General features: G+C 68.6%; 19 protein-coding genes. 3 read left to right on the plus strand and 16 right to left on the minus strand.

What is annotated here, in order from left to right; genetic code table 11:
• Positions 1-65: 65 nt before the first annotated feature.
• The 3 genes from K309_RS0110905 to K309_RS0110915 form a co-directional block, all read right to left on the minus strand.
• Positions 66-1,553: an efflux transporter outer membrane subunit gene (locus K309_RS0110905; RefSeq protein ID WP_029046439.1), complete on the minus strand. Its 1,488-nt coding sequence runs from the start codon at positions 1,551-1,553 to the stop codon at positions 66-68.
• 1 nt (position 1,554) lies between these two features.
• The gene (locus tag K309_RS0110910; RefSeq protein ID WP_029046440.1) at positions 1,555-4,707 is read right to left on the minus strand and encodes an efflux RND transporter permease subunit; all 3,153 of its coding nucleotides are present in this window, start codon (positions 4,705-4,707) and stop codon (positions 1,555-1,557) included.
• Positions 4,708-4,779: 72 nt separating this feature from the next.
• Positions 4,780-6,030 (minus strand): efflux RND transporter periplasmic adaptor subunit, encoded by a 1,251-nt coding sequence (locus K309_RS0110915; protein WP_029046441.1) that lies wholly within the window; start codon positions 6,028-6,030, stop codon positions 4,780-4,782.
• A gap of 563 nt (positions 6,031-6,593) precedes the next feature.
• Here K309_RS0110915 and K309_RS0110925 point away from each other — a divergent pair.
• Positions 6,594-7,331, plus strand: a complete 738-nt coding sequence (locus K309_RS0110925) for a TetR family transcriptional regulator (RefSeq protein ID WP_029046443.1) — start codon at positions 6,594-6,596, stop codon at positions 7,329-7,331.
• 21 nt (positions 7,332-7,352) lie between these two features.
• Here the strand turns inward: K309_RS0110925 and K309_RS0110930 are convergent, their stop codons facing one another.
• Entirely contained in the window at positions 7,353-8,414 is a 1,062-nt protein-coding gene (locus K309_RS0110930) for an ABC transporter substrate-binding protein (protein ID WP_198030808.1), read from the minus strand.
• 321 nt (positions 8,415-8,735) lie between these two features.
• On the opposite strand from K309_RS0110930, the gene K309_RS0110935 reads away from it, so the two are divergent.
• Positions 8,736-9,410: a response regulator gene (locus K309_RS0110935; protein WP_029046445.1), complete on the plus strand. Its 675-nt coding sequence runs from the start codon at positions 8,736-8,738 to the stop codon at positions 9,408-9,410.
• 1 nt (position 9,411) lies between these two features.
• A complete protein-coding gene (locus K309_RS0110940; RefSeq protein ID WP_232232360.1) occupies positions 9,412-10,902 on the plus strand; it encodes a sensor histidine kinase in 1,491 nt (496 codons plus the stop codon).
• A gap of 80 nt (positions 10,903-10,982) precedes the next feature.
• Here K309_RS0110940 and K309_RS0110945 read toward each other — a convergent pair whose 3' ends face one another.
• The 12 genes from K309_RS0110945 to K309_RS0111000 all read right to left on the minus strand — a co-directional run bounded on the left by K309_RS0110945 (position 10,983) and on the right by K309_RS0111000 (position 26,332).
• Positions 10,983-12,467, minus strand: a complete 1,485-nt coding sequence (locus K309_RS0110945; protein ID WP_029046447.1) for a dihydrolipoyl dehydrogenase family protein — start codon at positions 12,465-12,467, stop codon at positions 10,983-10,985.
• Between the two features lie 66 nt (positions 12,468-12,533).
• Positions 12,534-13,454: a patatin-like phospholipase family protein gene (locus K309_RS0110950; RefSeq protein ID WP_035877223.1), complete on the minus strand. Its 921-nt coding sequence runs from the start codon at positions 13,452-13,454 to the stop codon at positions 12,534-12,536.
• Positions 13,454-13,876: a PaaI family thioesterase gene (locus tag K309_RS0110955; protein ID WP_051320415.1), complete on the minus strand. Its 423-nt coding sequence runs from the start codon at positions 13,874-13,876 to the stop codon at positions 13,454-13,456. The genes K309_RS0110950 and K309_RS0110955 overlap by 1 nt, the downstream gene beginning before the upstream one ends.
• 63 nt (positions 13,877-13,939) lie before the next feature.
• Entirely contained in the window at positions 13,940-14,998 is a 1,059-nt protein-coding gene (locus K309_RS0110960) for an AbrB family transcriptional regulator (protein ID WP_029046450.1), read from the minus strand.
• A 124-nt stretch (positions 14,999-15,122) separates the two neighbouring features.
• Positions 15,123-16,637 carry a tripartite tricarboxylate transporter permease gene (locus tag K309_RS0110965; protein WP_029046451.1) on the minus strand — a complete coding sequence of 505 codons (1,515 nt, stop codon included), beginning with the start codon at positions 16,635-16,637 and terminating at the stop codon, positions 15,123-15,125.
• 28 nt (positions 16,638-16,665) lie between these two features.
• The gene (locus K309_RS0110970) at positions 16,666-17,139 is read right to left on the minus strand and encodes a tripartite tricarboxylate transporter TctB family protein (protein WP_029046452.1); all 474 of its coding nucleotides are present in this window, start codon (positions 17,137-17,139) and stop codon (positions 16,666-16,668) included.
• Positions 17,140-17,399: 260 nt separating this feature from the next.
• Positions 17,400-18,368 (minus strand): Bug family tripartite tricarboxylate transporter substrate binding protein, encoded by a 969-nt coding sequence (locus K309_RS0110975; protein ID WP_029046453.1) that lies wholly within the window; start codon positions 18,366-18,368, stop codon positions 17,400-17,402.
• Positions 18,369-18,729: 361 nt separating this feature from the next.
• Positions 18,730-19,566: a ChaN family lipoprotein gene (locus K309_RS0110980; RefSeq protein ID WP_029046454.1), complete on the minus strand. Its 837-nt coding sequence runs from the start codon at positions 19,564-19,566 to the stop codon at positions 18,730-18,732.
• Between the two features lie 54 nt (positions 19,567-19,620).
• Complete coding sequence (locus tag K309_RS0110985) at positions 19,621-22,818, minus strand: efflux RND transporter permease subunit (RefSeq protein WP_029046455.1); 3,198 nt, start codon at positions 22,816-22,818, stop codon at positions 19,621-19,623.
• A 3-nt stretch (positions 22,819-22,821) separates the two neighbouring features.
• Positions 22,822-24,072, minus strand: coding sequence for an efflux RND transporter periplasmic adaptor subunit (locus tag K309_RS0110990; RefSeq protein WP_029046456.1), 1,251 nt, complete (start codon positions 24,070-24,072; stop codon positions 22,822-22,824).
• 262 nt (positions 24,073-24,334) lie between these two features.
• Positions 24,335-24,973, minus strand: a complete 639-nt coding sequence (locus K309_RS0110995) for an MOSC domain-containing protein (protein WP_029046457.1) — start codon at positions 24,971-24,973, stop codon at positions 24,335-24,337.
• Positions 24,974-25,147: 174 nt separating this feature from the next.
• Positions 25,148-26,332 (minus strand): MFS transporter, encoded by a 1,185-nt coding sequence (locus tag K309_RS0111000; protein WP_029046458.1) that lies wholly within the window; start codon positions 26,330-26,332, stop codon positions 25,148-25,150.
• Between the last annotated feature and the right edge of the window lie 190 nt (positions 26,333-26,522).

The following is a 26,522-nucleotide window of genomic DNA, read 5'->3' on the forward strand; positions in this document are numbered from 1 at the left end:
CCGACTGTTTGCTCCCTCTCCCGCTTGCGGGAGAGGGGAGTACCCCCTCGGCAAACGATATTGCGTTACTGCGCCACCGGTTGCTGCCCCGCCGGCGCCGCCTGCTGCGCCACCGCGCTGTCCTCCTTCAACCCGCCGCCCAGCGCGCGATACAGATCGATCGCGTTGTTCAGCCGCAGCTGCCGCGCCTGGATCAGCGCCTGCTCCGCGGTGAACAGCTGGCGCTGCGCATCGAGTTCGTCCAGGTAGCTGGCCACGCCGCTGCGGAAGCGCAGGCGCGACAGCTCGTAGCGAGCGGCTTCGGCGTCGCGCACCTGTTCCTGGCCGGTGACCTGGTCTTCCAGCGTGCCGCGTGCCACCAGCGCATCCGCCACTTCCGCGAAGGCCGTCTGGATGGTCTTCTCGTAGTTGGCGATCTGGATGTTCTTGCGCACGTTGGCCAGGTCCAGGTTCGACATGTTGCGGCCATAGTCGAAGATCGGCAGCGTCAGCTGCGGCGCAAACGACCAGGCGCGCGTGCCGGCATCGAACAGTCCCGAGAAGGTCGGGCTGATGGTGCCCACGCTGGTGGTCAGCGAGATGCGCGGGAAGAACGCCGCGCGCGCCGCGCCGATATTGGCGTTGGCCGACAGCAGCTGCTGCTCGGCCTGGCGGATGTCGGGACGTTGCTCCAGCAGCTCCGACGGCAGGCCCGCCGGGATATCGCTGATGATGCGCTCGTCCGACAGCCGCATCGGCTCCGGCAGGTTCTCGATGGTGCCGATGGGCTTGCCCACCAGCACTTCGAGCGCGTTCTGCGCCTGCGCGCGCTGGCGTGCCAACTGCGCCGCGGAGACGCGTGCCTGCGCCACCAGCGACTCGTTGTCACGCAGGTCCAGCGCCGAGGTGGCGCCGGCTTCGAAGCGCTTCTTGGCCAGCCCGTAGGTGCTTTCACGCGCCTGCAGCGTGTTGCGCGCCAGCTCGTACTGCTCGGCAAAGGAGCGCTCGGCCAGGTAGGCCTTGGCGACTTCCGACACCAGCGAGATATACGCCGAGCGGTGCGCTTCTTCCGTGGAGAAGTACTGCGCCAGCGCGGCGTTGGACAGGCTGCGCACGCGCCCGAAGAAATCGAGCTCGTACGACGAGATGCCCAGGCCGACGCGGTAGACCTCGGTCACTCCCGGCTGGCCCAGCACGGTGGCCGCCTCGGCCGGCGTGGTACGGGCGCGGGTGTAGCCGCCTTCTACATTGATCGTGGGCAGCAGGTCGGCGCGCTGCACCTGGTACGTGGCGCGCGCTTCCTCGATGCGCAGCGCGGCCTGGCGCAGGTCGCGGTTGTTGTCCAGCGAGGTGGCGATCAGCGCCTGCAGGCGCGGGTCGCGGAAAAACTCGCGCCAGCCGATGTCGGTCGCGCGGCGGGTCTCGCCGCTCTTCACCTCGGCGGTGGCGTAGCCCTCCGGTGCCACCGGAAAGCTGCCGGCCACCGGCGGGGCGGGGCGCTCATACTTGGGCGCCAGCGTGCAGCCGCTCAGAACGCCGGCCACCAGCAGCAGTGTGGTCAGGGTCTTGGTCATGTCAGATTTCCTCTTGCGGGTCATGCCACTTCTTGTCCAGCATGCGCTGGCGCTCGCTGCCCTTGAAGCGCTTGCGCACCACGACGAAGAAGACCGGCACCAGGAAGATCGCCAGCACCGTGGCCGTGATCATCCCGCCCATCACGCCGGTACCGATCGCGCGCTGGCTGCCCGAGCCCGCGCCCGTGGCGATCGCCAGCGGCAGCACGCCCAGGATGAACGCCATCGACGTCATCAGGATCGGGCGGAAGCGCAGATGCACCGCTTCCAGCGTGGATTCGATCAGGCCCTTGCCTTGCGCCTGCAGGTCCTTGGCGAATTCCACGATCAGGATGGCGTTCTTCGCCGACAGGCCGATCGTGGCGATCAGGCCCACCTTGAAGTACACATCGTTAGGCATGCCGCGCAGCGTCACGCCCAGCAGCGCGCCGAGCACGCCCAGCGGCACCACCAGCAGCACCGAGAACGGGATCGACCAGCTTTCATACAGCGCGGCCAGGCACAGGAACACGATGATTAGCGACAGCGTGTACAGGATCGGTTCCTGCGAGCCGGCCAGGCGCTCTTCATACGACTGGCCCGACCACTCGAAGCCGAAACCCGGCGGCAGCTTGGCGAAGTTCTCTTCCATCGCGCGCATGGCTTCGCCGGTACTGCGTCCCGGCGCGGCCTGGCCCGCGATCTTCACCGCCGGCATGCCGTTGTAGCGCTCCAGGCGCGGCGAGCCCATGATCCACTTCGAAGTGGCGAATGCGGCGAACGCGACCATGTCGCCGTTGCTGTTCTTCACGCGCAGCTTGGTCAGGTCGTCCGGCAGCCGGCGGTCGGCGCCTTCGGCCTGCACGATCACCTTGCGCACCCGGCCTTCATAGATGAAGTCGTTGACGTAGCTGGAGCCGAACGCGATCGACAGCGTCGAGTTGATCTCGGCCACCGACACGCCCAGCGCGCGCGCCTTCTCGCGGTCGATGTCGATCTGCAGCTGCGGCGCGTCTTCCTGGCCTTCGGGGCGCACGCCCATCAGCACCGGGTTCTGCGCGGCCATGCCGAGCATCATGTTGCGCGCTTCCATCAGCTTGGCGTGGCCCTGGCCGGTGCGGTCCTGCAGGCGGAAGTCGAAGCCCGAGGAGTTGCCCAGCTCGGCGATCGCCGGCGGATTGAGCGGGAAGATGATCGCGTCCTTGATGAACGAGAGCGCGCCGAAGGCACGGCCCACCAGCGCCTGCGCGGTCTCGTCCGCACCGGTGCGCTCCTTCCAGTCCTTCAGGCGCACGAACGCGATACCGCCGTTCTGGCCGCGGCCGAAGAAGGAGAAGCCCGCCACCGTGATCATCTGGTCCACCACCTTGCTTTCCTTCTGCAGGTAGTAGTCCTCGATCTGCTTGAGCACGCCGATGGTACGGTCCTGCGTGGCGCCGTTGGGCAGCTGCACCACCGTGATCATGTAGCCCTGGTCTTCATCGGGCAGGAACGACGACGGCAGGCGCTTGAACAGCACCACCACGCCCGCGATGATCAGCGCGTAGATGATCAGGTAGCGGCCGGTGCGCTTGAGGATGCGCGCGACCACGCCCTGGTAGCCGGTCGAGGCCGTGGCGAAGGTGCGGTTGAACCAGCCGAAGAAGCCCTTCTTCTCATGGTGATGGCCAGCTTCCACCGGCTTGAGCAGCGTCGCGCACAGTGCCGGGGTCAGCGTCAGCGCCAGCAGTGCCGAGAATGCCATCGAGGCAATCAGCGACAGCGAGAACTGGCGGTAGATGTTGCCCACCGAGCCCGAGAAGAACGCCATCGGGATGAACACCGCGGTCAGCACCAGCGTGATGCCGATGATGGCGCCGGTGATCTGGCCCATGGCCTTGCGTGTCGCTTCACGTGGCGAGAGTCCTTCCTCGCTCATGATCCGTTCGACGTTTTCCACCACCACGATGGCATCGTCCACCAGGATACCGATCGCCAGCACCATGCCGAACATGGTCAGCACGTTGATGGAGAAGCCGAACGCCAGCAGCGCGCCGAACGTACCCAGCAGCGCGATCGGCACCACCAGCGTCGGGATGATGGTGGCGCGGAAGTTCTGCAGGAACAGGTACATCACCAGGAACACCAGCACCACGGCTTCCAGCAGCGTCTTGATCACTTCCTCGATCGAGATCTTGACGAAGGCCGAGGTGTCGTATGGCACCGTGTACTGGTAGTCCGCCGGGAAGGTCTTCGACAGCTCTTCCATCTTGGCGCGCACCGCGGTGGCCGTGGCCAGCGCGTTGCCGGTCGGGGCCAGCTTGATGGCAATGGCCGCCGACGGCTTGCCGTTGGTGCGGGCCAGCGTCGAGTAGTCGGCGCCGCCCAGCTCCACGCGGCCGACGTCCTTGATGCGCACCGACGAACCGTCGGGGTTGGTGCGCAGCAGGATGTTGCCGAACTGCTCAGGCGTGGACAGCCGGCTTTCGGTGGTGACGGTGGCGTTCAGCTCGGTGCCCTTGGGCGAGGGCGTGCCGCCCAGTTCGCCCACGGCGACCTGTACGTTCTGCTCGCTCACCGCGGCGGTCACGTCCAGCGGCGTCAGGTTGTAGCCGGTCAGCTTGGACGGGTCCAGCCAGATGCGCATGGCGTACTCGGTGCCGAACAGGTCGGCCTGGCCCACGCCCGGCACGCGGCGGATCGAGTCGATCACCTGCGCCGAGACATAGTTGCCGAGCTGGATCGCGCTGGCCGTGCCGGACTTGGACGACACGGTCAGGAACATCATGTAGTTGTTCCCGGCCTTGTCCACGCGCACGCCCTGCTGGCGCACCTCCGCCGGCAGGCGCGCTTCCACGCGCTTGAGGCGGTTCTGCACTTCGACCGAGTTCAGGTCGACGTTGGAACCCGGCGCGAACGCGATGGTGATCGTCGCCAGGCCGGTCGATTCGCTGGTCGAGTTGTAGTAGAGCAGGTTGGGGGCGCCGTTAAGCTCCTGCTCGATCACCGAAGTGACGGAATCCTCCAGCGTCTTGGCCGACGCACCCGGATAGGTGGCGGTGACCGAGATCGTAGGCGGGGCGATGTTCGGGTATTGCGCGATCGGCAACTGCATGATCGACAATATCCCGCCCAGCACGATGATCAGCGCGAGCACCCACGCGAACACCGGCCGGTCGATAAAAAACTTGGCCATAAGACTGGCTCCCTCTTTGTCTAGCCCTGTGTGCCGCGGCGGCTGGCTTCAGCTGCCGCGGCGCGGCGGTGTTCAGCCCTGCTTGCCCTCGGCCTTCACTTCCTGCCTGGCCTCGGCCTTGGGGGCCGAGGCGGGGGCAGCGGAGGCCGAAGCCGGCGTGGCGGCCGGTGCCGAGGCATCCGCCTGCACGAACGGCACCGGCCTGGCCGGCGCACCGACCTTGACCTTCTGCAGGCCCTCGACGATCACCTTCTCGCCGCCCTTCAGGCCTTCGGTCACGATCCAGCGGTCGCCGACGGCCTGCGGTGCCTTGACTTGCACCGATGCGACCTTGCCGTCGTTGCCCACCACCAGCACGGTGGCGCCCTGCGCGCCGCGGATCAGCGCCCGCTGCGGCACGGTCAGCGCGTTCTCATCCACGCCCTGCTCGATCTTCACGCGCACGAAGGTGCCCGACAGCAGCTCGCGCTTCGGGTTGGGGAACTGCGCACGCAGCGTGATCGCGCCGGTGGTCGGGTCGACCGTCATGTCCGAGAACAGCAGCTTGCCGGTGTGCTCGTACTCGCGGCCGTCTTCCACGTACAGGTGCACGTTGGCGCCGACGTTGACGCCCTTGACGGCGCCCGACTCGATGGCGCGGCGCAGGCGCGTGACTTCCGAAGCCGGCTGGGTGAAGGTGACCCACATCGGGTCGATCTGCTCCACCAGCGCCAGCTTGGTCGCCTCGCCCTTGCCCACCAGCGCGCCCTCGGTCACCAGCGCGCGGCCGGCGCGGCCGCTGATCGGCGCGGTCACGGTGGTATAGCCCAGGTTGATCTGGGCGGTGCGCACGGCGGCCTTGGCCGATGCCACGTCGGCATTGGCCTGGCCGGCGGCGGCCACGGCGTCGTCGTATTCCTGCTTGCTGACCGCGTTGACGGCCACCAGCGGCTTGTAGCGCTCGGACTTCAGGCGCGCCGACACGGCGTTGGCCTCGGCGCGCTGCAGCGCGGCCTGGGCCGACGACAGCTCGGCCTGGTAGGGCGCCGGGTCGATGCGGAACATCACCTGGCCGGCCTTCACTTCGCCGCCCTCGGTGTAGTTGCGCGACAGCACGATGCCTTCGACGCGGGCGCGCACTTCGGCAGTGCGCACGCCTTCCAGGCGGCCCGGCAGTTCATTGACGACGGCAACCGGCGACGGCGTCACGGTGACCACGCCGACTTCCGGCGGCGGCGGGGCGCCGCCCTCGGCCTTCTTGTCGCCGCAGGCAGTGAGCGCCAGCGCCGACAGCGCAGCGGCTGCAAAGGTGGCAACGCAACTGATACGTTGGGACTTCCTCATCGATAACCCCATGATGGCAATTTGAGATCTGCCGCATCGCCCCGACCTGCCATCCCAGGAAAGCAGAAACGACGCAGCCCGCCGCATTATTTGCTGCGGATAAAAGCGTGATGCTAGCCACAACTCACGTCGACGCGGTGACGAATGCGACGAACGGTGGCTTTTATATGACGACTGGATTGTTGCCGGCTGGCCTGCGCAAGGAGTCGCCCAAGGTGCTGGCTATGTCACAAGGGGCGGCTGGCCGAAAGCCGGGCGAGCGCGTATTATATATACATTCAAGCATGTATGTTAAGTCGATTCACCAGCAGGGGCTTTCGGACGCACATCGCGTCGGGCGGATCTGGTGAGAACCATCGGATCCCATCGAAAAGCCGGCAAACCTGATCCGGATCCCCGGCGCAAACCGCCGGCTCGGGTTAGGATGCGCGCCGTCCTGTCGGACCCAGGGCTAGCGACAACATCGCCATGTGACGACAACGACCCGCCGCGCACCTGCGCTGCACCGGGGGAGATTCAACACGCCGGACCGTGGCCATGCGCCGCCGGCATATGAGACAAAAATGGTCAGACGCACCAAGGAAGAGGCGCTAGAAACGCGCCACCGCATTCTCGACGCGGCCGAAACCGTGTTCCACGCCCGCGGTGTGGCGCGGCCATCGCTGGCTGACATCGCCCAGGCGGCGGGGGTCACCCGCGGCGCGATCTACTGGCACTTCAAGAACAAGAGCGACGTGTTCGCCGCCATGTGCGACCGCGTGCATCTGCCGGTGGAAGCGCTGTGCGATCCGGAACGGATCGCGCGCCAGGAAGACCCGCTTGGCGGCGTGCGCGACATCTGCGCCTACGTCATGCGACAGACCGTGGTGAACCCGCGCCTGCGCCGCGTCTTCGAGATCATCTTCCACAAGTGCGAGATGGTGCAGGACAACGGCGCCATCTTCGAGCGCCAGCGCCAGTCGCACAAGGAAGGCCTGGTCAAGATCCGCGAGCACCTGCGCCTGGCGCGCGAGCGCGGCCAGCTGCCTGACGACCTGGACCTGGATCTCGCCGTCAACGCCTTCCACGCCTGCATCGGCGGCGTGCTGGCGCACTGGCTGTTCTCGCCCGAGGACTTCGACCTCGACGCCAATGCCGAGCGCATGGCGGACGCCTTCATCGACACCCTGAAATTGTCTCCCGCGCTGCGGCTCGGCTACGTGCCGCGCCCGATGGCGCAGCTCGACGACGAACTGTCGACGCTGTGCGAGCAGGCCTGCATGAAGGCCGAGGGCCTGGACACCAGCGACCTGGTGCCCTGATCTCCCCGATGCGCGGCCGGGCTAGCCGCGTACCGCTTCGTGCCAGCGCGCCAGGAAGGCGCGCTTGCGCAGGGTGTCCTGCGCGGCCAGCAGGCCCGGTCCCACGCTGATCGGCTTGAGCGCGTAGCCCAGGCGCTCCGAAAGCGCCGCGGCGGTATGCACGCTGTCGGTATCGGTGCGGACGGTATAGAGCTGCGTGGTCGACTTGGCCAGCAGCGCCTGCCCCTCGCGCGACAGCAGGAAATCCAGCCACAACCGCGCGGCATTGGGCCGCGGCGCCCGCCGCGCGATAAAGGCCACCCGCGACATCACCAGCGTGTAGTCGCGCGGCGCGATCACGTCGATCGCCGCGCCGCGCTCCATCAGCGACAGCGCATAGGAACCCAGCAGGTTATACCCCATTACCAGCTCGCCGCTGGCGATGCGCTCGACCATCTCGGCGGTCGACGACGACAACTGCACCCCGGCGCGCCCCAGCGCCTGCGCCAGGTACCAGAACTCGCTGCCCATGCGCGCGTCCTGTTGCGCCAGCAGGTAGCCCACGCCGGAGCGCTCCACGTCATACGTCACCACCTTGCCGCGCCAGCGCGGCGCGTTCTCCTGCAGCAGCCGCGCCAGCCCGGTGCGGCTGCGCGGCGCGCGCATGCCGGCGAAGTGGTGGCGGTTGTAGACAATCACCGCGGGCTCGAAGGTGGTGCCCCAGGCCTCATCGCGCCACACCGCCCAGCCGGGCAGGCCGGTGCGCTCGGGCGAGGCGTAGCGCTGGGCGTTGCCGTCGTTGACCAGCTTGATCTGCAGGTCCATGGCGGTGCTCCACAGCACGTCGGCATAGCGCGCGCCCGGCGCCGGGCGGCCGCCGCCGAGCGCGGCGGTCTCCGCCAGGAAGCGCCGGTTCAGGTCGACGGTGTTCAGGTCCTCGTAGCGCACCCGGATGCCGGGATAGCGCGCCTCGAACGCCGTGATCAGCGGCTGCGCCACTTCCAGGTCGGTCGAGGCGTAGACCACCACCTCGCCTTCGCGCAGCGCGCGGGCGATGGTGGCGTCATACCCGGAGGGGTAGCCGGGCGGCGGCGCCGGCAGCATGGACTGGGCCCGCAGCGGCAACGACAGCGAAGTCCCGGCCAGCAGCGAGGCGCCGACCAGCCGGCGGCGCTGCGGCGATGCGGGGGCAACTTCGGCACGGGAAGACTCGACGGCGGGCGGCAGCGGCAAGAGCAGCACAGGGAGGCGTGTAAGGCAGGTCGGACGACGGGGATACCGTGCCGTCATTCCCGCGCATACCCAAAGGGCACGTGGGCGGGAACGACGGCATGTCGGAACAGCGGGGTTATTATAGGCGCCCACGGATCGTGGCGATGACGCCCCGGCCGCACCACAATGAACCGGCAGAGGAGGAAAACCGGCATGCGCATCCTGCTGGTGGAGGATGAAGTCGAACTGGCACGCTGGGTCGCCCGCGCGCTGGAGCAGGGCGGTTTCCTGATCGAGCACGTCGCCGACGGCCTGCAGGCCGAGACACGGCTGCAGGCCGAGGAATACGACGCGGTGGTGCTCGACCTGCGCCTGCCCGGCAAGGACGGGCTGGCGGTGCTCAAATCGATGCGCGGGCGCGACGACCGCACCCCGGTGCTGATCCTGACCGCGCAGGACACGCTGGACGAACGCGTGCGCGGCCTCAACCTCGGCGCCGACGACTATTTGGCCAAGCCCTTTGCCATCGCCGAGCTGGAAGCGCGCCTGCTGGCGCTGATCCGGCGCAGCCGCGGCCGCGCGCACCCGCGCCTGCAGTGCGGCACGCTGGTGTTCGACGGCGAGACCCGCAGCTTTACGCTCGATGGCCAGCCGCTGGCGCTGACGCCGCGCGAATCGACGCTGCTGGGCGCGCTGCTGGCGCGCAGCGGCCAGCCGCTGACCAAGGCGCAGCTGCTCGACAAGGTGTTCTCGCTCGACGCCGACGTCTCGCCCGACGCCATCGAAGTGCTGGTCTACCGGCTGCGCAAGAAGCTGGCCGGGCACGGTGTCACCATCGTCACGCTGCGCGGCTTCGGCTACCTGCTGGAGCCCGAGGCCGGGCGCTGACATGCGCTGGAAGGCGGCGACCATGGGCCTTGGGCCACGCCATCCCGTGCTGCTGTGGCGGCGCGGCAGCCTGCGCCGCCAGCTGCTGTTGCTGCTGGTGCCGGCGCTGGCGGCGATGATGGCGATCGACACCTGGCTCACCTACGGCACGCTGCGAGACGCCGCCAACCGGGCCTACGATCGCTCGCTGTACGGCTCGATCCGCACCATCGACAACGCCATCGGCATGGCCGGCGAGAGCATCCAGCTCACGCTGCCCGACGCCGCCATGGAAATGTTCGAGAGCGCCGCGCAGACCCATGTGTACTACCGCGTGTCGCTGGAACGCGCCGGCAAGGTGGAAACCATTACCGGCTATGACGACCTGCCGCTGCCCGCCGGCAACCTCGTCAATAACACGCCGCGTTTCTACGATACCGAGTACCTGGGCGAGGCGGTGCGCATTGGCGTCATGGCGCGCCCCGTGTACCGGCCCGACGCGCGCATGCGGGTGATCATCCAGGTCGCCGAGACCGCCGAGCCGCGCAGCGCGCTGATCGCCACGGTATGGCGCAGCGCGCTGGCGCGCGACCTGCTGCTGATCCTGCTGAGCGCGGCGATCCTGGTGGGCGGCGTCACTTACGTGCTGCGCCCGCTCAAGCGCGTGCGCGACGACGTCGAGGCGCGCTCGCCCGATGATCTCGCGCCGCTGGCCTTCGAGCGCGTGCCGTCCGAGGTGCGGCCGCTGGTCGACGCGGTCAACCTGCACGTGTCGCGCTCGGCGGCGATGGCGCAGTCGCAGGCCCAATTCATCGCCGATGCCGCGCACCAGCTGCGCACGCCGCTGGCCATCCTGAAGACGCAGGCCGAATACGCCCAGCGCCAGCTGCGCGATCCCGATCCGGAAGCCGCGCGCCGCGCCGCGGGCGAGGCCGTGGGCGGCATCGTCACGCAGCTGGAGCAGGCCGCGCGCCTGACCAACCAGCTGCTGGCGCTGGCGCGGGTACGCCAGCACCATGGCGAGAACGCACAACCGGGCGAGGCCAGCGACACCATCGACATCATCGACGCCGTCGCCGTGGCCGAGCAGGTGGCGCTCGACTACCTGCCGCTGGCGCGCGGCAAGCAGCAGGACTTCGGCTGGGAGCCGGTGCCGGGGCTGAAGCTGCCGGTGCGCGCCGATCCCGCGCTGCTGCGCGAGGCGCTGGCCAACCTCGTGCACAACGCGATCCAGTACTCGCCCCGTGGCAGCCGGATCACCTTGTCGGCAAGCCGCGATGACGAAACGGCCTGCCTGATCGTGGAAGACGACGGGCCGGGCATCCCGGCCGAAGAGCGCGACAAGGTCTTTGCGCGCTTCTATCGCCGCGTGGGCAATGCCGAGCCCGGCTCGGGGCTAGGGCTGGCCATCTCGCGCGAGATGGCGGCGCGCTTCGGCGGCACGGTGGAGCTGGGCGAAGGGCTGCAGGGCACCGGCGTGCGGGCGGTGCTGAAGCTGCCTGTCGGCGAATAATTCAGCCAGGAACGCATCGCGACCGGCTGTGGCCTCCCTCTCCCGCAAGCGGGAGAGGGGAGCAAACCGGCGGCAATCCGCTAACTGAACAGCTCCTCCGCCACCGTCGGATGCAGCTGTACCGTGGTCTGCAGATGCGACTCGCGCACGCCCAGGCGCAGCGCCACCGCCAGCGCCTGCACGATCTCCGGCGCGGCGTTGTCCATCAGGTGCACACCCAGCACGCGCCCGCTGCGCGCGTTCAGCACCAGCTTGAACACGCTCTGGTACGCCGTGCCGCCGAAGCGGTTCTCCAGCGAGACAAAGCGCTTGACCACGGTGCGGATGCGCTCGGGCTTGCCGGCATCGGCAATCGCCTGCGCCTCGGTCATGCCGACCGCGCCGATGGCCGGTTCGCTGAACACCGCGGTGGGCACGAAATCGAAGTCGGCACGCTCGCCGCGCCGGCCATACAGGCGGTCCGCGAGCCAGCGGCCCTGCGCGGTCGCCACCGGCGTCAGGTGCAAGCCGTCGGTGGCATCGCCGATTGCATAGATCTTGCGCAGGCTGCTGCGGTACTGCTTGTCGACATGGATGCCGCCCTTGTCGCCAAACGCCATGCCGAGTTCTTCCAGCCCCAGCCCCTGCACATTGGAAATGCGCCCGATCGCCGCCAGCGCGGCCTGCGCGCGCACGGCCTCGGTCTGGCCGGGGCGGTCGGTGGCGCGGTAGCAGACTTCCACCGCGCCATTGGCCTGGCTGAGCAGGTGGACTTCGGCATTCAAATGCAGGCGTACGCCGCGCGCCGTCAGCGCCTCGGCCAGCGCCGCGCCGATCTCATGGTCGAAATGCCGCAGCAGGCGGTCGCCGGCGACGATCAGGTCGACCTTGACGCCATAGCGCGACAGGATCGATGCCTGCTCCACGCCGATATAGCCGCCGCCGATCACCGCGACCGAGGCGGGCACGGTCTGCCAGGTAAAGACATCGTCGGAGCTGGCCGCCAGCTCGCCGCCGGGCACATCCAGCGTGCGCGGGCGCGCGCCGGTGGCGATCAGGATGCGGCGCGCGTGGATGGTTTCGTCGCCGACGCGGACTTCATCGGGCGCGGTGACGCGCGCGTCGCCACGCAGGATCTCCACGCCGGATTCATGCAAGCGCTGGGTGTAGCCGGCGTTCAGCCGCGCCACCTCGGCGTTGACGCGCACGATCGCGTCGCGCCAGTCCTCATGCCCGCCGGTGTGCGACAGGCAGCCGGAAAGAATCGCCGCCCACGAGGCGCCGTAGGACAGCATCTTCTTGGGTACGCAGCCGCGGTTGACGCAGGTGCCGCCAATGGCATCGCGCTCGACCAGGATCACGCGGGCGCCGTGCGCCGCCGCGCGCCGCGCGCACGCCACGCCGCCGGAGCCGCCGCCGATCACGACCAGGTCGGCTTCGCGCGCCTTGCCGTTGCGGCGCCTGCCTGCGCCCTGGCCGCGGGCGCGCGGGACGCGCTCCACGGGCGGCGCCGCGCTGATCTGGCGGGCACGCCGCGGTTCGTTGGTCCCCAGCGTTGCGGTGGGGGTTGTCTTGCGCTCGGTCATCCATGCCTCCTGTCGCGGCCCGCGGGCCGCATCGACAATCGATCGGGCCGGTGCCACAACACGAAGCTAGGCGGCCGGCCGCAGTTCGGTATTCAGGATCGACGGCCACTCGCGCAGGAAGGTTTCCCCGTCGCGGCGGCCGAGTTCGTAGGCGTGCGTCATGGCATCGGGCCGGGTGTAGTCCCAGCTCGAGATCGGCACGCGCTCCGAGGGCTGCAGGTACAGGCGGCGCTGGCCGCCTTGCTCGAACACGTGTTCCTGCACAAAGCGGCGCGGGCGCGGATAGAGCCGCGTGACCAGCACCAGCACATTGCCCGGCGCGGTGTCGAGCGCATCGACCGGGACGTTATCCACAAGGCCGCCGTCGAGCACCGGCCGGCCGTCGCGGCGCAGCACCGGCGTGAACGGCGGTGTCGACGCGGACTGCAGCAGCAGGTCGGCCAGCTGCTCTGGCGAGGCGCAGTCCTGCGCGCGCACGAACTCGGGCCGGAAGCCCAGCTTGCGCCCCAGCCGCGGGTGCAGCGTCTTGAGCACATGCTTGTCGATGTTGTAGGCCAGCAGGCCTGCGGCCACCGCCAGGCGCGGGCCGCTCCAGCGCGGGATATGCGCCACGCCGATGCGGATCTCGGGCGCCTGCTGCAGGTGCGCCAGGCGGCCGTCGGCAAAGATCGTCAGCAGGGCGGTGCGGTAGATGCCGTAGTGGGGGAACACGCGCTCGTTGCGCAGCAGGTTGCCCCAGTAGGCATTGCGGCGGTTGCGGGACAGCACCTCGCGGTAGTAGTCCATGGTCTGGTGCGAGTCGTGCGCATAGACCATGCATGCGGTGGCCGCGCCGGCGGAAATGGCCGCGATCACGCGCGGCCGCAGCTGCAGTTCGGGCGCGACCGTGTCCCACCAGCCCGCCTGCCACCAGCAGCGGTTGCCGCCGCCGGCAAAGACGACCTGGTCGAAGGGACTGGCGGGATTGGCGCCGGCGCTGGCCAACATCAGAGCAGCGCGTAGGTGGTGGTGGCCTGCACCGCCAGCTTGCCGTCGGTACCGGTCAGCTCGATCTCGCCGAACACCACGGTCTTGCCCAGGCGCAGCACGTTGGCGCGCACCAGCACGTCGCCGTCGATCACGGGACGCATGAAGTTGGTGGTGAGCGAGACCGTGGTCATCGGGCGGAAGCCGCCGAGCGCACTTGCGACGGCGACGATCATGGCGGTGTCGGCCGCCGACATCAGCACCTGCCCGCAGACCACGCCACCCGCGTGGCGAAATGATTCGTTGAAAGGCAGGCGCAGCGTTACGCCGTTTGCATCGACGGCTTCGGCACGCAGGCCCAGCTGGCGCACCCACGGCGCCAGCACGCGCTCCAGCGTGGCGTCGATGTCGGCAAGCGCAAGTTGCGGTGAGGCTTCAGACATGGCGGTCCTCGTTCTTGTATCCATGTTCCATGGCCGCGCCCGTGGCCGGCCCGTGGCGGACCGCTACGCTGTCTCCCCCGGCGCGACGCGATGCTTCAGGCAATGATACAGGGGGCCGGTGGCAAGCACCACGAAGGCCATCCGGATCACATGGAAGGCCGTCACCAGCGGCACGCCCAGCTCCAGCACCTTGGCGGTGATGCACATCTCGGCAATGCCGCCGGGCGTGGTGGCCAGGATCATGGTGGCCGGGTGCGCGCCTGACAACGCCGCCAGCGCCCAGCCGAACAGCGCCGACACCACCAGCGCCAGCACGGTGTACAGGGCCACGCCCGACAGGAAGCGCGGCGCGGTGTGCAGGAACTCGCGCGAGAAGCGCACGCCCAGCGACACGCCGATCAGCAGCTGGCCGGCGCGGCTCATCCAGGTCGGGATCGCCGACAGTTCGATCCCCGATGCCGTCAGCACGGCGGCCGCCAGCAGCGTGCCGATCACGAACGGATTGGGCATGTTCAGGCGCCTGACCAGCAGCGCCACGCTTAGCGTGATCGCCACCAGCGCCAGCAGGCCCGCCGCGCTGACCACGCGCGGGCCGGGGATATACGTGTCGAGCCCATGGATGCCGCCGTACTGGAAGATCGCCGGCACCGTCACCACCACCATCAGCACCCGCAGCGAATGCGCCGCCGCAACCTGGTCGATGCGCGCGCCATTGCGCTCGGCCAGGTTGGCCATCTCGGAAGCGCCGCCGATGGCCGTGGAAAAGTAGGCGGTCTTGAACGCGACGCCCGTGGTCCCGCGCAGCATCAGCGCACCGCCCGCGCCCATCGCCAGCGCGAACAGCGAGCCGGCGACGATGTACGGCAGGAACTCCACCAGCCGCGCCACCACGTCCGGCGTGAAATACAGCCCGAGCGATGCGCCGATCACCCACTGCCCGGCATTGCGCGCCTGCGATGGCGCGCGCAGGTCAGCGCCCCACATGCGCGCCGAGGCGACGGCCAGCAGCGGGCCGATCATCCACGGCAGCGGGGTATGCAGGACGGTGCAGAGCAGGGCGGCGGCCAGCCCGAGTGCCAGCGTGGGCACTGCGGACAGCCAGCGGTTGGCGGCAAGACGCATCGGACAGCGGCCTGGCGCGGGGGGCACCGGCGCTTGTTGTTGGTTGTTTTAAGGGGATGGAAATGCAAAGGGCCCGCACGCCATGGCGCCGGGCCCCGGAGAGACTACCGCATGCTAACGTGTATCACGCCGCGTTGTCAGCCTGCGCGTGCGCCGAGCCGCGCGCGGCATGCCAGCGCAGCAGGCGCGGGATCACCACCACCGCCACGGTCATCGCCAGGATGGTGGCCGAGATCGGCTGCTTGATGAACAGGCTCCAGTCGCCCTGACCGATCGACAGCGCATTGCGCAGCTGCTTCTCGGCCATCGGCCCCAGGATCATGCCGACGATCACCGGCGCGGTCGGGAAGTCGAAGCGGCGCATCACCATGCCGAGCAGGCCGACCACGAACAGCAGCAGCAGGTCGAACCACGACTGGCGGATGCCGTACGCGCCCAGGCCGGCGAAGATCAGGATGCCGCCATACAGCAGCGGCGTGGGCACGCGCAGCATGCGCACCCACAGGCCGATCGCCGGCAGGTTCAGCACCAGCAGCATCACGTTGCCGATATACAGCGACGCCAGCAGGCCCCACACCAGGTCGCCCGAGGTCTGGAACAGCATCGGGCCCGGTTGCAGGTTGTAGTTCTGGAACGCGGCCAGCAGGATCGCGGTGGTGTTCGAGGTGGGGATGCCCAGCGTCAGCAGCGGGGCCAGCGTCGCGGTCACCGCCGAGTTGTTGGCCGCTTCCGGGCCGGCCACGCCTTCGATCGCGCCGACCTTGCCAAACTCTTCCTTGTGGTCCGACAGCTTCTTCTCGGTCGCGTACGACAGGAAGGTCGGGATCTCTGCGCCGCCCGCGGGAATCAGGCCGAACGGGAAGCCGATGAACGTGCCGCGGATCCACGCCGGCAGCGAACGCTTCCAGTCCGACTTGTTCATGTGGACCGAGCTGAGCTTGTTGAAGGTGCCGTCCGGCTGCGGGAAGAACGCATTGAACAGCGCTTCGCCCACGGCGAAGAGGCCAACGGCCACCACCACGATGTCGATGCCGTCATACAGCTCCTGCACGTTCATCGAGTAGCGCGTCTGGCCCGACAGCGAATCCATGCCGATCAGGCCGATGCCCAGGCCCAGGAACAGCGCCGTCATGCCGCGCAGCAACGACGATCCCAGCACCGCGGAGACCGTGGTGAAGGCCAGCAGCATGATCATGAAGTACTCGCCGGGACCGAACTGCAGCGCCACGTCGGCCGCCACCGGCGCGAACAGCGACAGCATCACGGTAGCGATGGTGCCTGCCACGAACGAGCCGATTGCCGCGGTCGCCAGCGCCGGGCCGGCGCGGCCGCTTTTTGCCATCAGGTTGCCTTCCATGGCCGTGACCATGGTGGAAGACTCGCCCGGCGTGTTCATCAGGATCGACGTGGTCGAGCCGCCGTACATCGCGCCGTAGTAGATGCCGGCGAACATGATCAGCGCGGCGGTGGGTTCGACCTTGGCGGTCAGCGGCAGCAGCATGGCCACCGTCAGCGCGGGGCCGATGCCCGGCAGCACGCCGATGGCGGTGCCGAGGAAGCAGCCTACCAGCGCCCACATCAGGTTGATCGGCGTGATCGCGACGGCAAAGCCGTGCATCAGCATGTTCAGGGTTTCCATTCGAAGACTCCTTGCTGGACGGGCGGGCTCAGAAGCCGGCGATGGGGAGCAGCGGCAGGTTGATGCCGAGCAGGAATTCAAACAGCGCCCACATCGGCACCGTGATGCACAGGCCCACGATCAGGTCGCGCACGATGCGGCGGCTGCCGTAGCCGCGCGCCACGCACACCATCAGCAGCGTGGAAGAAAACACGAAGCCGAGCGTGCCGATCAGCGCCATGTTCAGCACCAGGCCGGCGGCCACCCACAGGAAGCCGCCGAAGTTGTGCGGTGCGCTGGGCAGCTCGGCATCTTCCTCCGGCATGTTGCGGAAGCCGCCGCGCACGCCCTGCCACGTCAGCAGCGCGCCGCACACGGCCAGCCCGACGGCCACCAGGGTGGGCACGAAGCGCGGCGACAGGCCGGCATAGCCTTCCTCGCCGGTGATGCCGGCCAGGCCGAGAAAGAAGAACAGCGAAAGCGCCAGGACGGCAACGCCGATGGCAACGTGCGAGGGTTTCATGGAGACTCCTTGGCCTTTGTCGCCAGCAAAGGGGGCTGGCGTCCGCGACGCTGGCTTAGCTGACCTTGCGGCTCGCGCGGCAATGAGGCCCGGCGACATATGGTTCTTGTCTTCGGTATCGCAGGTGGACACCGGGCCCCTTGCCGTTTTCCTGCCGCCGGGATCAGCCGGCGGTGTTGGCAGGCACGACAGGTAAAGCGGTTTGATGCGGTAAAGCGGGGTGGTTCAGGGGCCGCGCCGGGTTGGCGCGGCAGCGGGCTTTACTTGGCGACGCCCAGCTCGCGCAGCGTGCCGCCCAGGCGGGTGGATTCGCTGTCGACGAACTTGCCGAACTCGTCGCCGGTCAGCAGGAACGGCGTCCAGTCGTTCTTCTGCAGCGTGTCCTTCCAGGCCTTGCTCTCGGTGGCCTTGACCACTGCGTCGATCATGGCCTTGCGCTGCTCGGGCGTGGTGCCGGGCGCGCCATACACGCCGCGCCAGTTGTAGATCTCGACGTTGACGCCTTGCTCCTTCAGCGTCGGGATATCGGCGGTGCGGTCCTTGGAGGTCACCGCCAGCGCGCGCATCTTGCCGCTCTTGATGAAGGGCAGGAATTCCGACACGCCGGCAATACCGACCGTCACGTGGCCGCCCATGATCGAGGCCGAGGCTTCGCCGCCGCCCTGGAACGGCACGTAGTTGATCTTCTTGGGATCGACGCCGCTTTCCTTGGCGACCAGGCCGGCCAGGATATGGTCGATCGAACCCTTGGAGCCGCCGCCCCAGCTGACGCTGCCCGGGTTGGCCTTGAGCTGCGTGGTCAGGTCCTTGATCGACTTGATCGGCGAGCTGGCCGGCACGGTGATGACCATGGTGTCGGCGAACAGGCGCGCGATCGGCGTGGCGTTCTTCAGCGTGACCGGCGGCTTGTTGGTCTCGATCGCGCCGACCATCACGGCGCCCACCACCATCAGCGCGTTGGGATTGCCCTTGTCGGTGTTGACGAACTGCGTCAGCGCGATGGTGCCGCCGGCGCCGCCCTTGTTGTCGTACGAAGCGGTCTTGGCCTGGCCCGCGGCAATCATCGCGGCGCCCAGCGAGCGGCCGGTCTGGTCATAGCCGCCGCCGGGGTTGGCGCCGATCATGACCTTGACGCTGTCCAGCGCGTAGGCGGGCGCGGCAACGACGGTGGCGGCAACGGCGGCCGATGCCAGCGCGGCATGGGCGAAGCGGGAAATCGAACGGCGCATAGCGGTCTCCTTGGTAGTAGTACCGGTGATCGCTTGCCAGTTGCTGGCAACCGCGATCCGACCCGGGGGTTCCGGCAGCCTCTGCATTGCCGGGGACGGGGACACGGCCTGGCGGCGGCGCGCGTGGCGCTGCCGGGGTTGTCTCCTGTCCGGCGCGGCGGGGCGTGGCCGGGACTGTTCTTGGATTTTTGGTGAATCAGACTGGGTTAGCAGTCATGGGGCGGATTCTAGGCGGGGGAAACTGTCAAAAGGCTGTCAAAAGCGGAGGGAAGGGGTTGGGGTTTACGTGGATGGTTTGGGATTGGCGTGTGGGCGGGCGGGACTTCGTGGTGGCGCCGGCCCTGCAATAGCCAGATAGCGCTCACCCCGCCGGCTTCGCCTCCAGGCAAGGATCCTTGCGCGCCACCGCCGGCACCACCACCGCCATGTCGAACTCGCCGTGCGCCGCCGCGCTCTCCACATAGCCCACGCTGACGACCTTCCCTGCCTCGCCGGAAAGCCAGCGCGGCACACCCACGTCGCGCCGCACGTGCCCGTTGCCGGCGATCAGCACCGCCCCACGCTGCGCGTAAGGCCGCAACGCCTGCGCCATCACCGCGTCGCGCGCGGCCTGTGCCGCCAGCATGCCGGGCAGCATCGCCTTGGGGAAATTGCCGCAGTGGCCGCGATCGAGCACTGCGGTCTGCGCCGCCACCATGTCAGGAGGCAGCGCTCCGGTCAGGCCGAGGGTCTGCCGCTCGTCCGCAGAAAACAGCCCGTTCAGGCCGCCGCGAACGATCTTGCCCGCATCCGCGCGCGACAGGTTGGCCGCGACCAGAGGCAGGTCGTACTGCAGCGCCAGCGCCACCACCGGCCGGTAAAGGGGCCACTGCCAGGCGCGGCCGCCGGCCTGCGCGATCAGGTAGTCGGCATCCTTCGGCCGCTCGCGGCGGGCGCGGTCGATAACTGACTGCTGTTCGCGGTCGAACTGCTCCATGGCGATGGCCGGGCGCCAGCCCTGCTCGAGCGCGCGCGTCAGCGCGGCCAGCCGCTGCTGCTGTCCGGCGGCATTGTCATGGACCTCGCCCAGCAGCACGTAGGGCTTGCCGGCAAAGCTGTCGCTGACGGTAGCCGGCGAGGGTCCCGAGGCAGCACAGCCGGCGGTCAGCAAGGCAAGCGTTGCGGCCAGCAGGGTCGGAACGCGCAAGCGGAATGACATCACGCGGCTTCCTTTATCTTGTTTCGCTCATCGGGACGGACCCGGCTAACGCACTCAGTGCTGCCGCACTGTCTCCCCAGGCACCTTCTCCGGCAGCTTGTTCCCTTCCGAGTCGATCTGCAGCGGCCCCGTACCCGAGAACTTGTCGAGCGCCAGGTAGATCACCGGCGTGATGAACAGCGTGATCACCTGCGAGAACAGCAGCCCGCCGACCACCGCCAGGCCCAGCGGCTGGCGCAGCTCGGCACCGGCGCCGAGGCCGAGCGCCAGCGGCAGCGCGCCCATCACCGCGGCGAAGGTGGTCATCATGATCGGACGGAAACGCAGCAGGCACGCCTGCCGGATTGCCCTGGCCGGCATCATGCCTTGCTCGCGCTGCGCCGCCAGCGCGAAGTCGATCATCATGATCGCGTTCTTCTTGACGATGCCGATCAGCATCAGCACGCCGATGACCGCGATCAGCGACAGCTCGACATTGAAGACAAAGAGCGTCAGCAGCGCGCCGACCGCCGCCGAAGGCAGGCCCGCCAGGATGGTCAGCGGGTGGATGTAGCTTTCGTACAGCACGCCCAGCAGCGTGTAGATCACCGCGATGGCCGCCACCAGCAGCACGATCTGCGTGGCCTGCGATGACTGGAACACCGCCGCGTCGCCGCCCCAGCTGGTGAAGATGGAGGTCGGCATCGCGATCTCCTGCTTGTAGCGGTCGATACGCGCCGACGCGTCGCCCAGCGCCGCGCCCGGTGCCAGGTTGAACGACACCGTTACCGACGGCAGCTGCCCCTGGTGGTTCACTGCGATCGGGCCGACGCGGCGCTCGGTGGTGGCAAAGGCTGACAGCGGCACCATCTGGCCGGTCTTGCTACGCACGTAGAGCTTGGCGAACGCGGTCTCGTCGACGCGGTCGATGTCGGCCGCCTGCAGAATCACGTAGTAGTTGTCGATCGGCGTGTAGATGGTCGACACCTGCCGCTCGCCGAACGCCGAATACAGCGCGGTGCGCACGTCCTGCATCTGCACGCCGAGCGCGTTGGCCTTGTCGCGGTCGATCGACAGGTGCGCCTCCAGGCCCGACTGCTGCGAGTCGCTGGTGACGTCGCGGAACAGGCTGTCGGCGCGCATCTTGGCCATCAGCTTGTCGGAGTAGTCCTGCAGCTGGCCGGCCTTCACGCTCTGCAGCGTGTACTGGTAGCGGCTCTTGCTCTGGCGCCCGCCGAGCTGCAGGTTCTGCACCGGCGCGAAATACACCGCCAGGCCGGGCACACCGGCCACGTCGCGGCGCAGGGACTCGATCACCCTGGGCATGGCGTCGCGCTCGCCGCGCGGCTTGAGCTCGACGAACATGCGGCCGGTGTTGATGGCCGGCGACGGTCCGCCGCCAATGGCCACCACGATGCTCTTGACCGCGGGGTTGGCGCGCATGCGCTCGGCCGCATCGCGCAGGCGTTCGGACATGGCGTCGAAGGAAATGTCCTGCGGGCCTTCGGCATTGACGCGGATCTGGCCGATGTCCTCCTCCGGGAAGAAACCCTTGGGGATCGTGACGAACAGCACCGCGGTCAGCACGAAGGTCAGACCAGCGGCCACCAGCACGGTGCGCCGGTGTGCCAGGCACCAGTCCAGCCCGCGCGCATAGCGGTGCAGCGTGAACTCGAACAGGTTCTCGAACCACTGCGTGGAGCGCATGCCCAGGGTCTGCTTCTGTGGCACGGCAGGCTGCGCGATCGCGTGGTCGCCATAGGCGTGGTGCGACTCGTCGACCGGCACGTTCTCGGCCGACAGGAAGCGCGCGCACAGCATCGGGATCAGCGTCAGCGACACCGCTGCAGACACCAGGATCGCCAGCGACACCACCGCGGCGAATTCATGGAACAGCAGCCCGATCACGCCCGGCATGAAGAAGATCGGGATAAACACGGCCACCAGCGAGATCGAGATCGACATGATGGTGAAGCCCATCTCGCGCGAGCCCACCAGCGCGGCCTTCAGCGGCGGCACGCCTTCCTCCATATGGCGCACGATGTTCTCGAGCATGACGATGGCATCGTCGACCACCAGGCCCACGGCCAGCGTGATGGCCAGCAGCGATACGTTGTCCAGGCTGTACCCGAACGCCTTCATCAGCGCCACCGTGCCGATCAGCGAGATCGGCAGCGACACGGTGGGGATCAGCGTGGCGGCGGCGCGGCGCAGGAACAGGAAGATCACCATCACCACCAGCGCCACCGTCAGCGCCAGCGTGAACTGCACGTCGTGGATCGATTCGCGGATCGAGCGCGAGCGGTCGTTGACCACCGCCACGTTGACCGAGCCCGGCATCTGCTCGATCAGGCGGGGCAGGGCGCCCTTGATCGCATCGACCACCGCCACGGTGTTGGCGTCAGGCTGGCGCAGCACGGCCAGCACGATCGAGCGCTCGTTGTTGAGCCAGCTGCCGGTCTTGATGGTCTCGACGCTGTCCTCGACCTCGGCCACGTCGGACAGCCGCACCAGTGCGCCATTGGGCTGGCTGGCGACGATGATGTTGCGGAAGGCATCCGCATTGGTCAGCTGCCGGTTGGCCTGGATGGTCAGGGTCTGGCGCGCGCTGTCGAGCGTGCCCACGGGCGTATTGGCGTTGGCGCGGTTCAGCGCCGTGGCCAGCTCGTCCAGCGTCAGGCCGCGCGCGGCGAGCGCAGCGGGGTGCGCTCGCACGCGCACGGCAAAGCGCTTCTGACCGAAGACCTGCACCTGCGCCACGCCCGGCAGCGTGGCCAGCGTGGGCGAGATCAGGTTGTCGCCGAAGGCATTCAGATCCGCCAGGCTCATTGCCGGCGAGTTGATCGCCAGCAGCAGCACCGGCGCGTCGGCCGGGTTGACCTTGCGGTATGACGGCGGCGTCGTCATCTCGATTGGCAACGAACGCTGCGCGCGGAACAGGGCCGCCTGCACGTCCACGGCCGCGTCGTCGATGTTGCGGTCGTTGTTGAACTCGATGGTGATGCTGGAGTTGCCGAGCGTGTTCGACGAGCTGATCACCGACACGCCGGGGATGGTCGCGAACTGCTTTTCCAGCTGCGTCGCCACCGACGCCGCCATGGTTTCCGGGCTCGCGCCCGGCAGTGTCGCGGTGACCTGGATCACCGGCGAGTTGAAGCTGGGCAGCGCGGCGATCGGGATGGTCGGGTACAGCACGATGCCGGTGACGATCACCGCGAGGCACAGCAGCACCGTCATCACCGGACGGCGGATGCAGAGTTCGGACAGCGTCATGGCTCAGTGCCCCGCGGCGGCGTTGGCGGTATTCGCGGGGCGTGCGGCGGCCGCACCGGAGGCGGCGCCGGCCGGCGCCTCGCGCACCAGCGCGCCCGGGCGCAGGTTCTGCGTGCCTTCCACGACGACGCGGGCGCCGGGCTGCACGCCTTCCACCACGGCCGCGGCGGCAGTGGTGGTGATCACCTGCACCGGCACGCGCGCGACCTTGCTGTCGGGCTGCACCACATACACGAAGCGGCCTTCGGGGCCGGTCACCACCGCCTGCGGCGGCACCGACAACGCACCCTTGAGCGTCTGCACCACCGCGCTGACGTTGGCGTAGGTGCCCGGCCAGAGCCGCTGCTCTTCGTTGTCGAACTGGGCCTTGACGCGGATGGTGCCGTACTGCGGGTCGACCGTGTTATCCACGAAGGTGATCTTGCCGGTCACCGGGGTCTTGCTGCCGTCATTGGGCTGGGCCGTGACCTGTACCGGACCGGCCTGCAGCGCCTCGCGCAGCGCCGCCAGCTGCCGCTCGGGCAGGCTGAAGGTCACGGCGATCGGCTGCACCTGCGCGATGGTAACCATCGGCACGGCGCCGCTGGGCAGCACCAGCGAGCCCGGGAAGGCGTTGATCACGCCGGTGCGGCCGCTGATGGTGGCGCGGATCAAGCCATAGCTGATCGCCACGCGGCTGGCCTCGATGGCGGCCTGGTCGGCGCGCACGGTGGCTTCGGCGCCATCGACCTTGGCCTGCGCGGTATCGACCGCGCTCCTGGAAATGAAGTTGCGCTCGAGCAGTTCCTTGCTGCGCGCCAGCGTGCGGTGGGCGTCCGCCAGGTCGGCCTGGTCCTTCAGCAGCTGCGCCCGGGCCTTGGCCAGGTTGGCCTCGTCCATGCGCGTGTCGAGCGAGAACAGCAGGTCGCCCGGCTTGACCGTCTGGCCTTCCTTGATATGGACCGTGCGCACGGTGCTCGACACCTGCGGCCGCACCTCGACCGTGGACAACGCGGTGACGTTGCCATTGGCCGTGACCTGCAGCGGCACGTCACCCTGCTGCACCGGCGCTGTGGTCACCACCACCGCGGCGGGCGGCTTGGGCGCCGGCTTGGGCGCCAGCCAGGTACGCCAGGCAAACCAGCCCAGCCCGGCCAGCACCAGCACTGCTGTGATCCATACCCACGGCGATACCCGGCCGCGCCCGGTCCCGGCGGCCGCACTCCAGTTACTGTCGACGAAGCCCTTGGGCTGGTCGATCCTGTCAGTTTTCATGTTCTCTGTGGACCCTCTGCACCGCGTCTTGCGCCACTCCCCGTGATCCGCGCCGGCTTGTTGTGATCGAATGTCGCCGGCGCGTGTTGCGCAAAGACTCTACTAGTACCGCGCTTCGCCCGCCGGAGCCAGCGTCGCGTATTACAGTCCATTACAGGGGTGTAAGGGTCTCGTGACGGCAGGCGCTGGCACGCGCGCGCCGGGCGACGGAAAAAGCCGGGTGTGAATTAGGCGGGGCGCTTGTATTGTTAGACAAACATTATCAGAAAAGCTGCCGCCTGCTGTCACGGCGCCACTGGTTGACGCTGTCGACCGACAGTTCACGTGGCCCCGGCTGCACAATGACTGCGTCGCCGGCCCGGACCTGGCCGGTCACCACCACGCTCAGGTAGACACCCGAATACCCGCTCTGCACCATGTCGCGCACCGCATGGCGGTAGCCGAGTGCGGCATTGAATTTGTAGCAGGGCCGGCGCGGCGCCTCCACCCGCAGCAGCGCCGTCCCGGCGCGCACCAGGTCGCCGATCCACAGGTCGGACTCCAGCAGGCCTTCCATGCTCAGGTTCTCGCCCAACGCGCCGAACGGCAGCGGCTGGCCCGCTTCGGGCTGCCCGCAGGCGCGCCGGCGCGCATTCCACCAGGGGTAGTGCTCGGACGGATAGGCATAGACCGCCTTGTCGCGGCCGCCGTGGACGGCCAGGTCGGCCTGCTCGTCGCCGGCCAGGCCCTGCGGGCGCACCTGCACCGGGAGCGGGTGCAGCAGGGTGCTGACGGCATGCTTGCGGATGCCGGACAGCACCACCGCCTCGGTGCCGGCGCCGGCCACGACCAGCGGGATCGCCTTGCCAAGGCTCACGGCCAGCACGCGTGCATTGCCTTGCCAGCGTCTGGATTCGCTCACATGCGCCCCCGCTTGGTGGTTGTGGAAAGGGATGTGGATAAGCTGCGGATATCCCTGAGGATAAAGGGGCGGATAACACTGTGGACAAGTGCTTGGTGCGGTGCCTCACAAGACGCCGCGGGCACGGCGAGGCAGGCGCGCCCCCGGCGGATATGATGCCCCGGGGGCGCGGCGTCAGCCGGCGTTGGGCGCCTGCTGCGGAGCCGGCGGGCGCTGCCACTGGCAGCCCAGCGAGCGGGCGCGCTGCGACACCGCCAGCGCCGCCAGCATCAGCGCCGCAGCGCCCCAGTGCAGCGAATCGGCTCCGGCCAGGGTATAGATGCAGGCGCCGGCCATCGCGCCGGCCGCCTGCCCGAGGTAGATCGACGAAGAATTCAGCGAGATGGAGGCAGAGGCCCGCTCCGGCGCCAGCAGCACCAGCCGCGCCTGCTGCGCGCTGTTGGTGGCAAACCCGCCCAGCCCCCACAGCATGAACAGCAGCACCAGCGCCACGCCGCCCAGGCCAGCCAGCGGCCACAGCACCATGGCGGTGACCGAGGTCAGCAGGGCCACCTGCACGATCCGGCTGGGCGTGACGCGGTCCATGCGCGACGCGGCCAGCGCATTGCCGAGCACGCCGCAGGCCCCATAGGCCAGGAACATCAGGCTGAGCGCGCCGCCGCTGATGCCGTAGACATCGCGCATCAGCGGCGCGACATAGGTAAACATGGTGAACATGCCGGCCGACGACACCATGGTGGTCAGCACCACCAGCATGACCGGCTTGTGGCGCAGCACCGCGGCCCAGGCCTCGCGTCCCACCGGCGCCACGTACAGCCCGCGCGGCAGCGCCCGCCACACCGCGGCCGACACCAGCAGCGCCAGACCGCCCACCAGCCCCATGCTGACGCGCCAGCCCAGCGTGGTCGAGATCCACGTGCCCAGCGGCACGCCCACCACGCTGGCGACGCTCCAGCCCAGGAAGACAAAGCTGATGGCACGGCCGCGCGTCTGTGCATTGACCAGCAGCGGCAACGTCGCCGCGGTCTGCGGCGTGTAAATGGCGGCGCCGATCGCGGTCAGGAAGCGGATGACCATCAGCGCCGCGAAGCTGGGGGCAAAGGCGGCCGCGAGGTGCATCACCGCGTAGACCAGCAGCGACCCCGCCAGCAGCAGCCGGCGGTCGATGCGCGAGCCCAGCGTGGCGAACAGCGGCGCGCCGACGCAGGTGGCCAGCGCGAACACCGAAATCAGCTGCCCGGCACTGGCCGCGCCCAGTCCGAAGTCCCCGGCAATGTCGTTCAACATGCCGGTCACGATCATGGCGCCGGTGCCGATGACGAAATTGCCGACGCAGAGCGTCACGAGCCTGGGATCCATGCCGGCCTTGGGAAGTGGGGGTGCGCGCGGGCGCCTGTTGTTGTCGGGGCTGCCGCCAGGGCCATTGCGGCCGGCGGTTAGGGAAGTCCCGAGTGTAGCGGGATTGGGAGATTCGCGTTGACGAGGCAAGCAGCCGTGGCCGCAGCCCGCGTCATGGGAACCAGGCTCCCCTTTCCGTCGGGCGGGAGAG

Source organism: Cupriavidus phytohabitans, from assembly GCF_000426345.1.
Taxonomy (GTDB): Bacteria; Pseudomonadota; Gammaproteobacteria; order Burkholderiales; family Burkholderiaceae; genus Cupriavidus.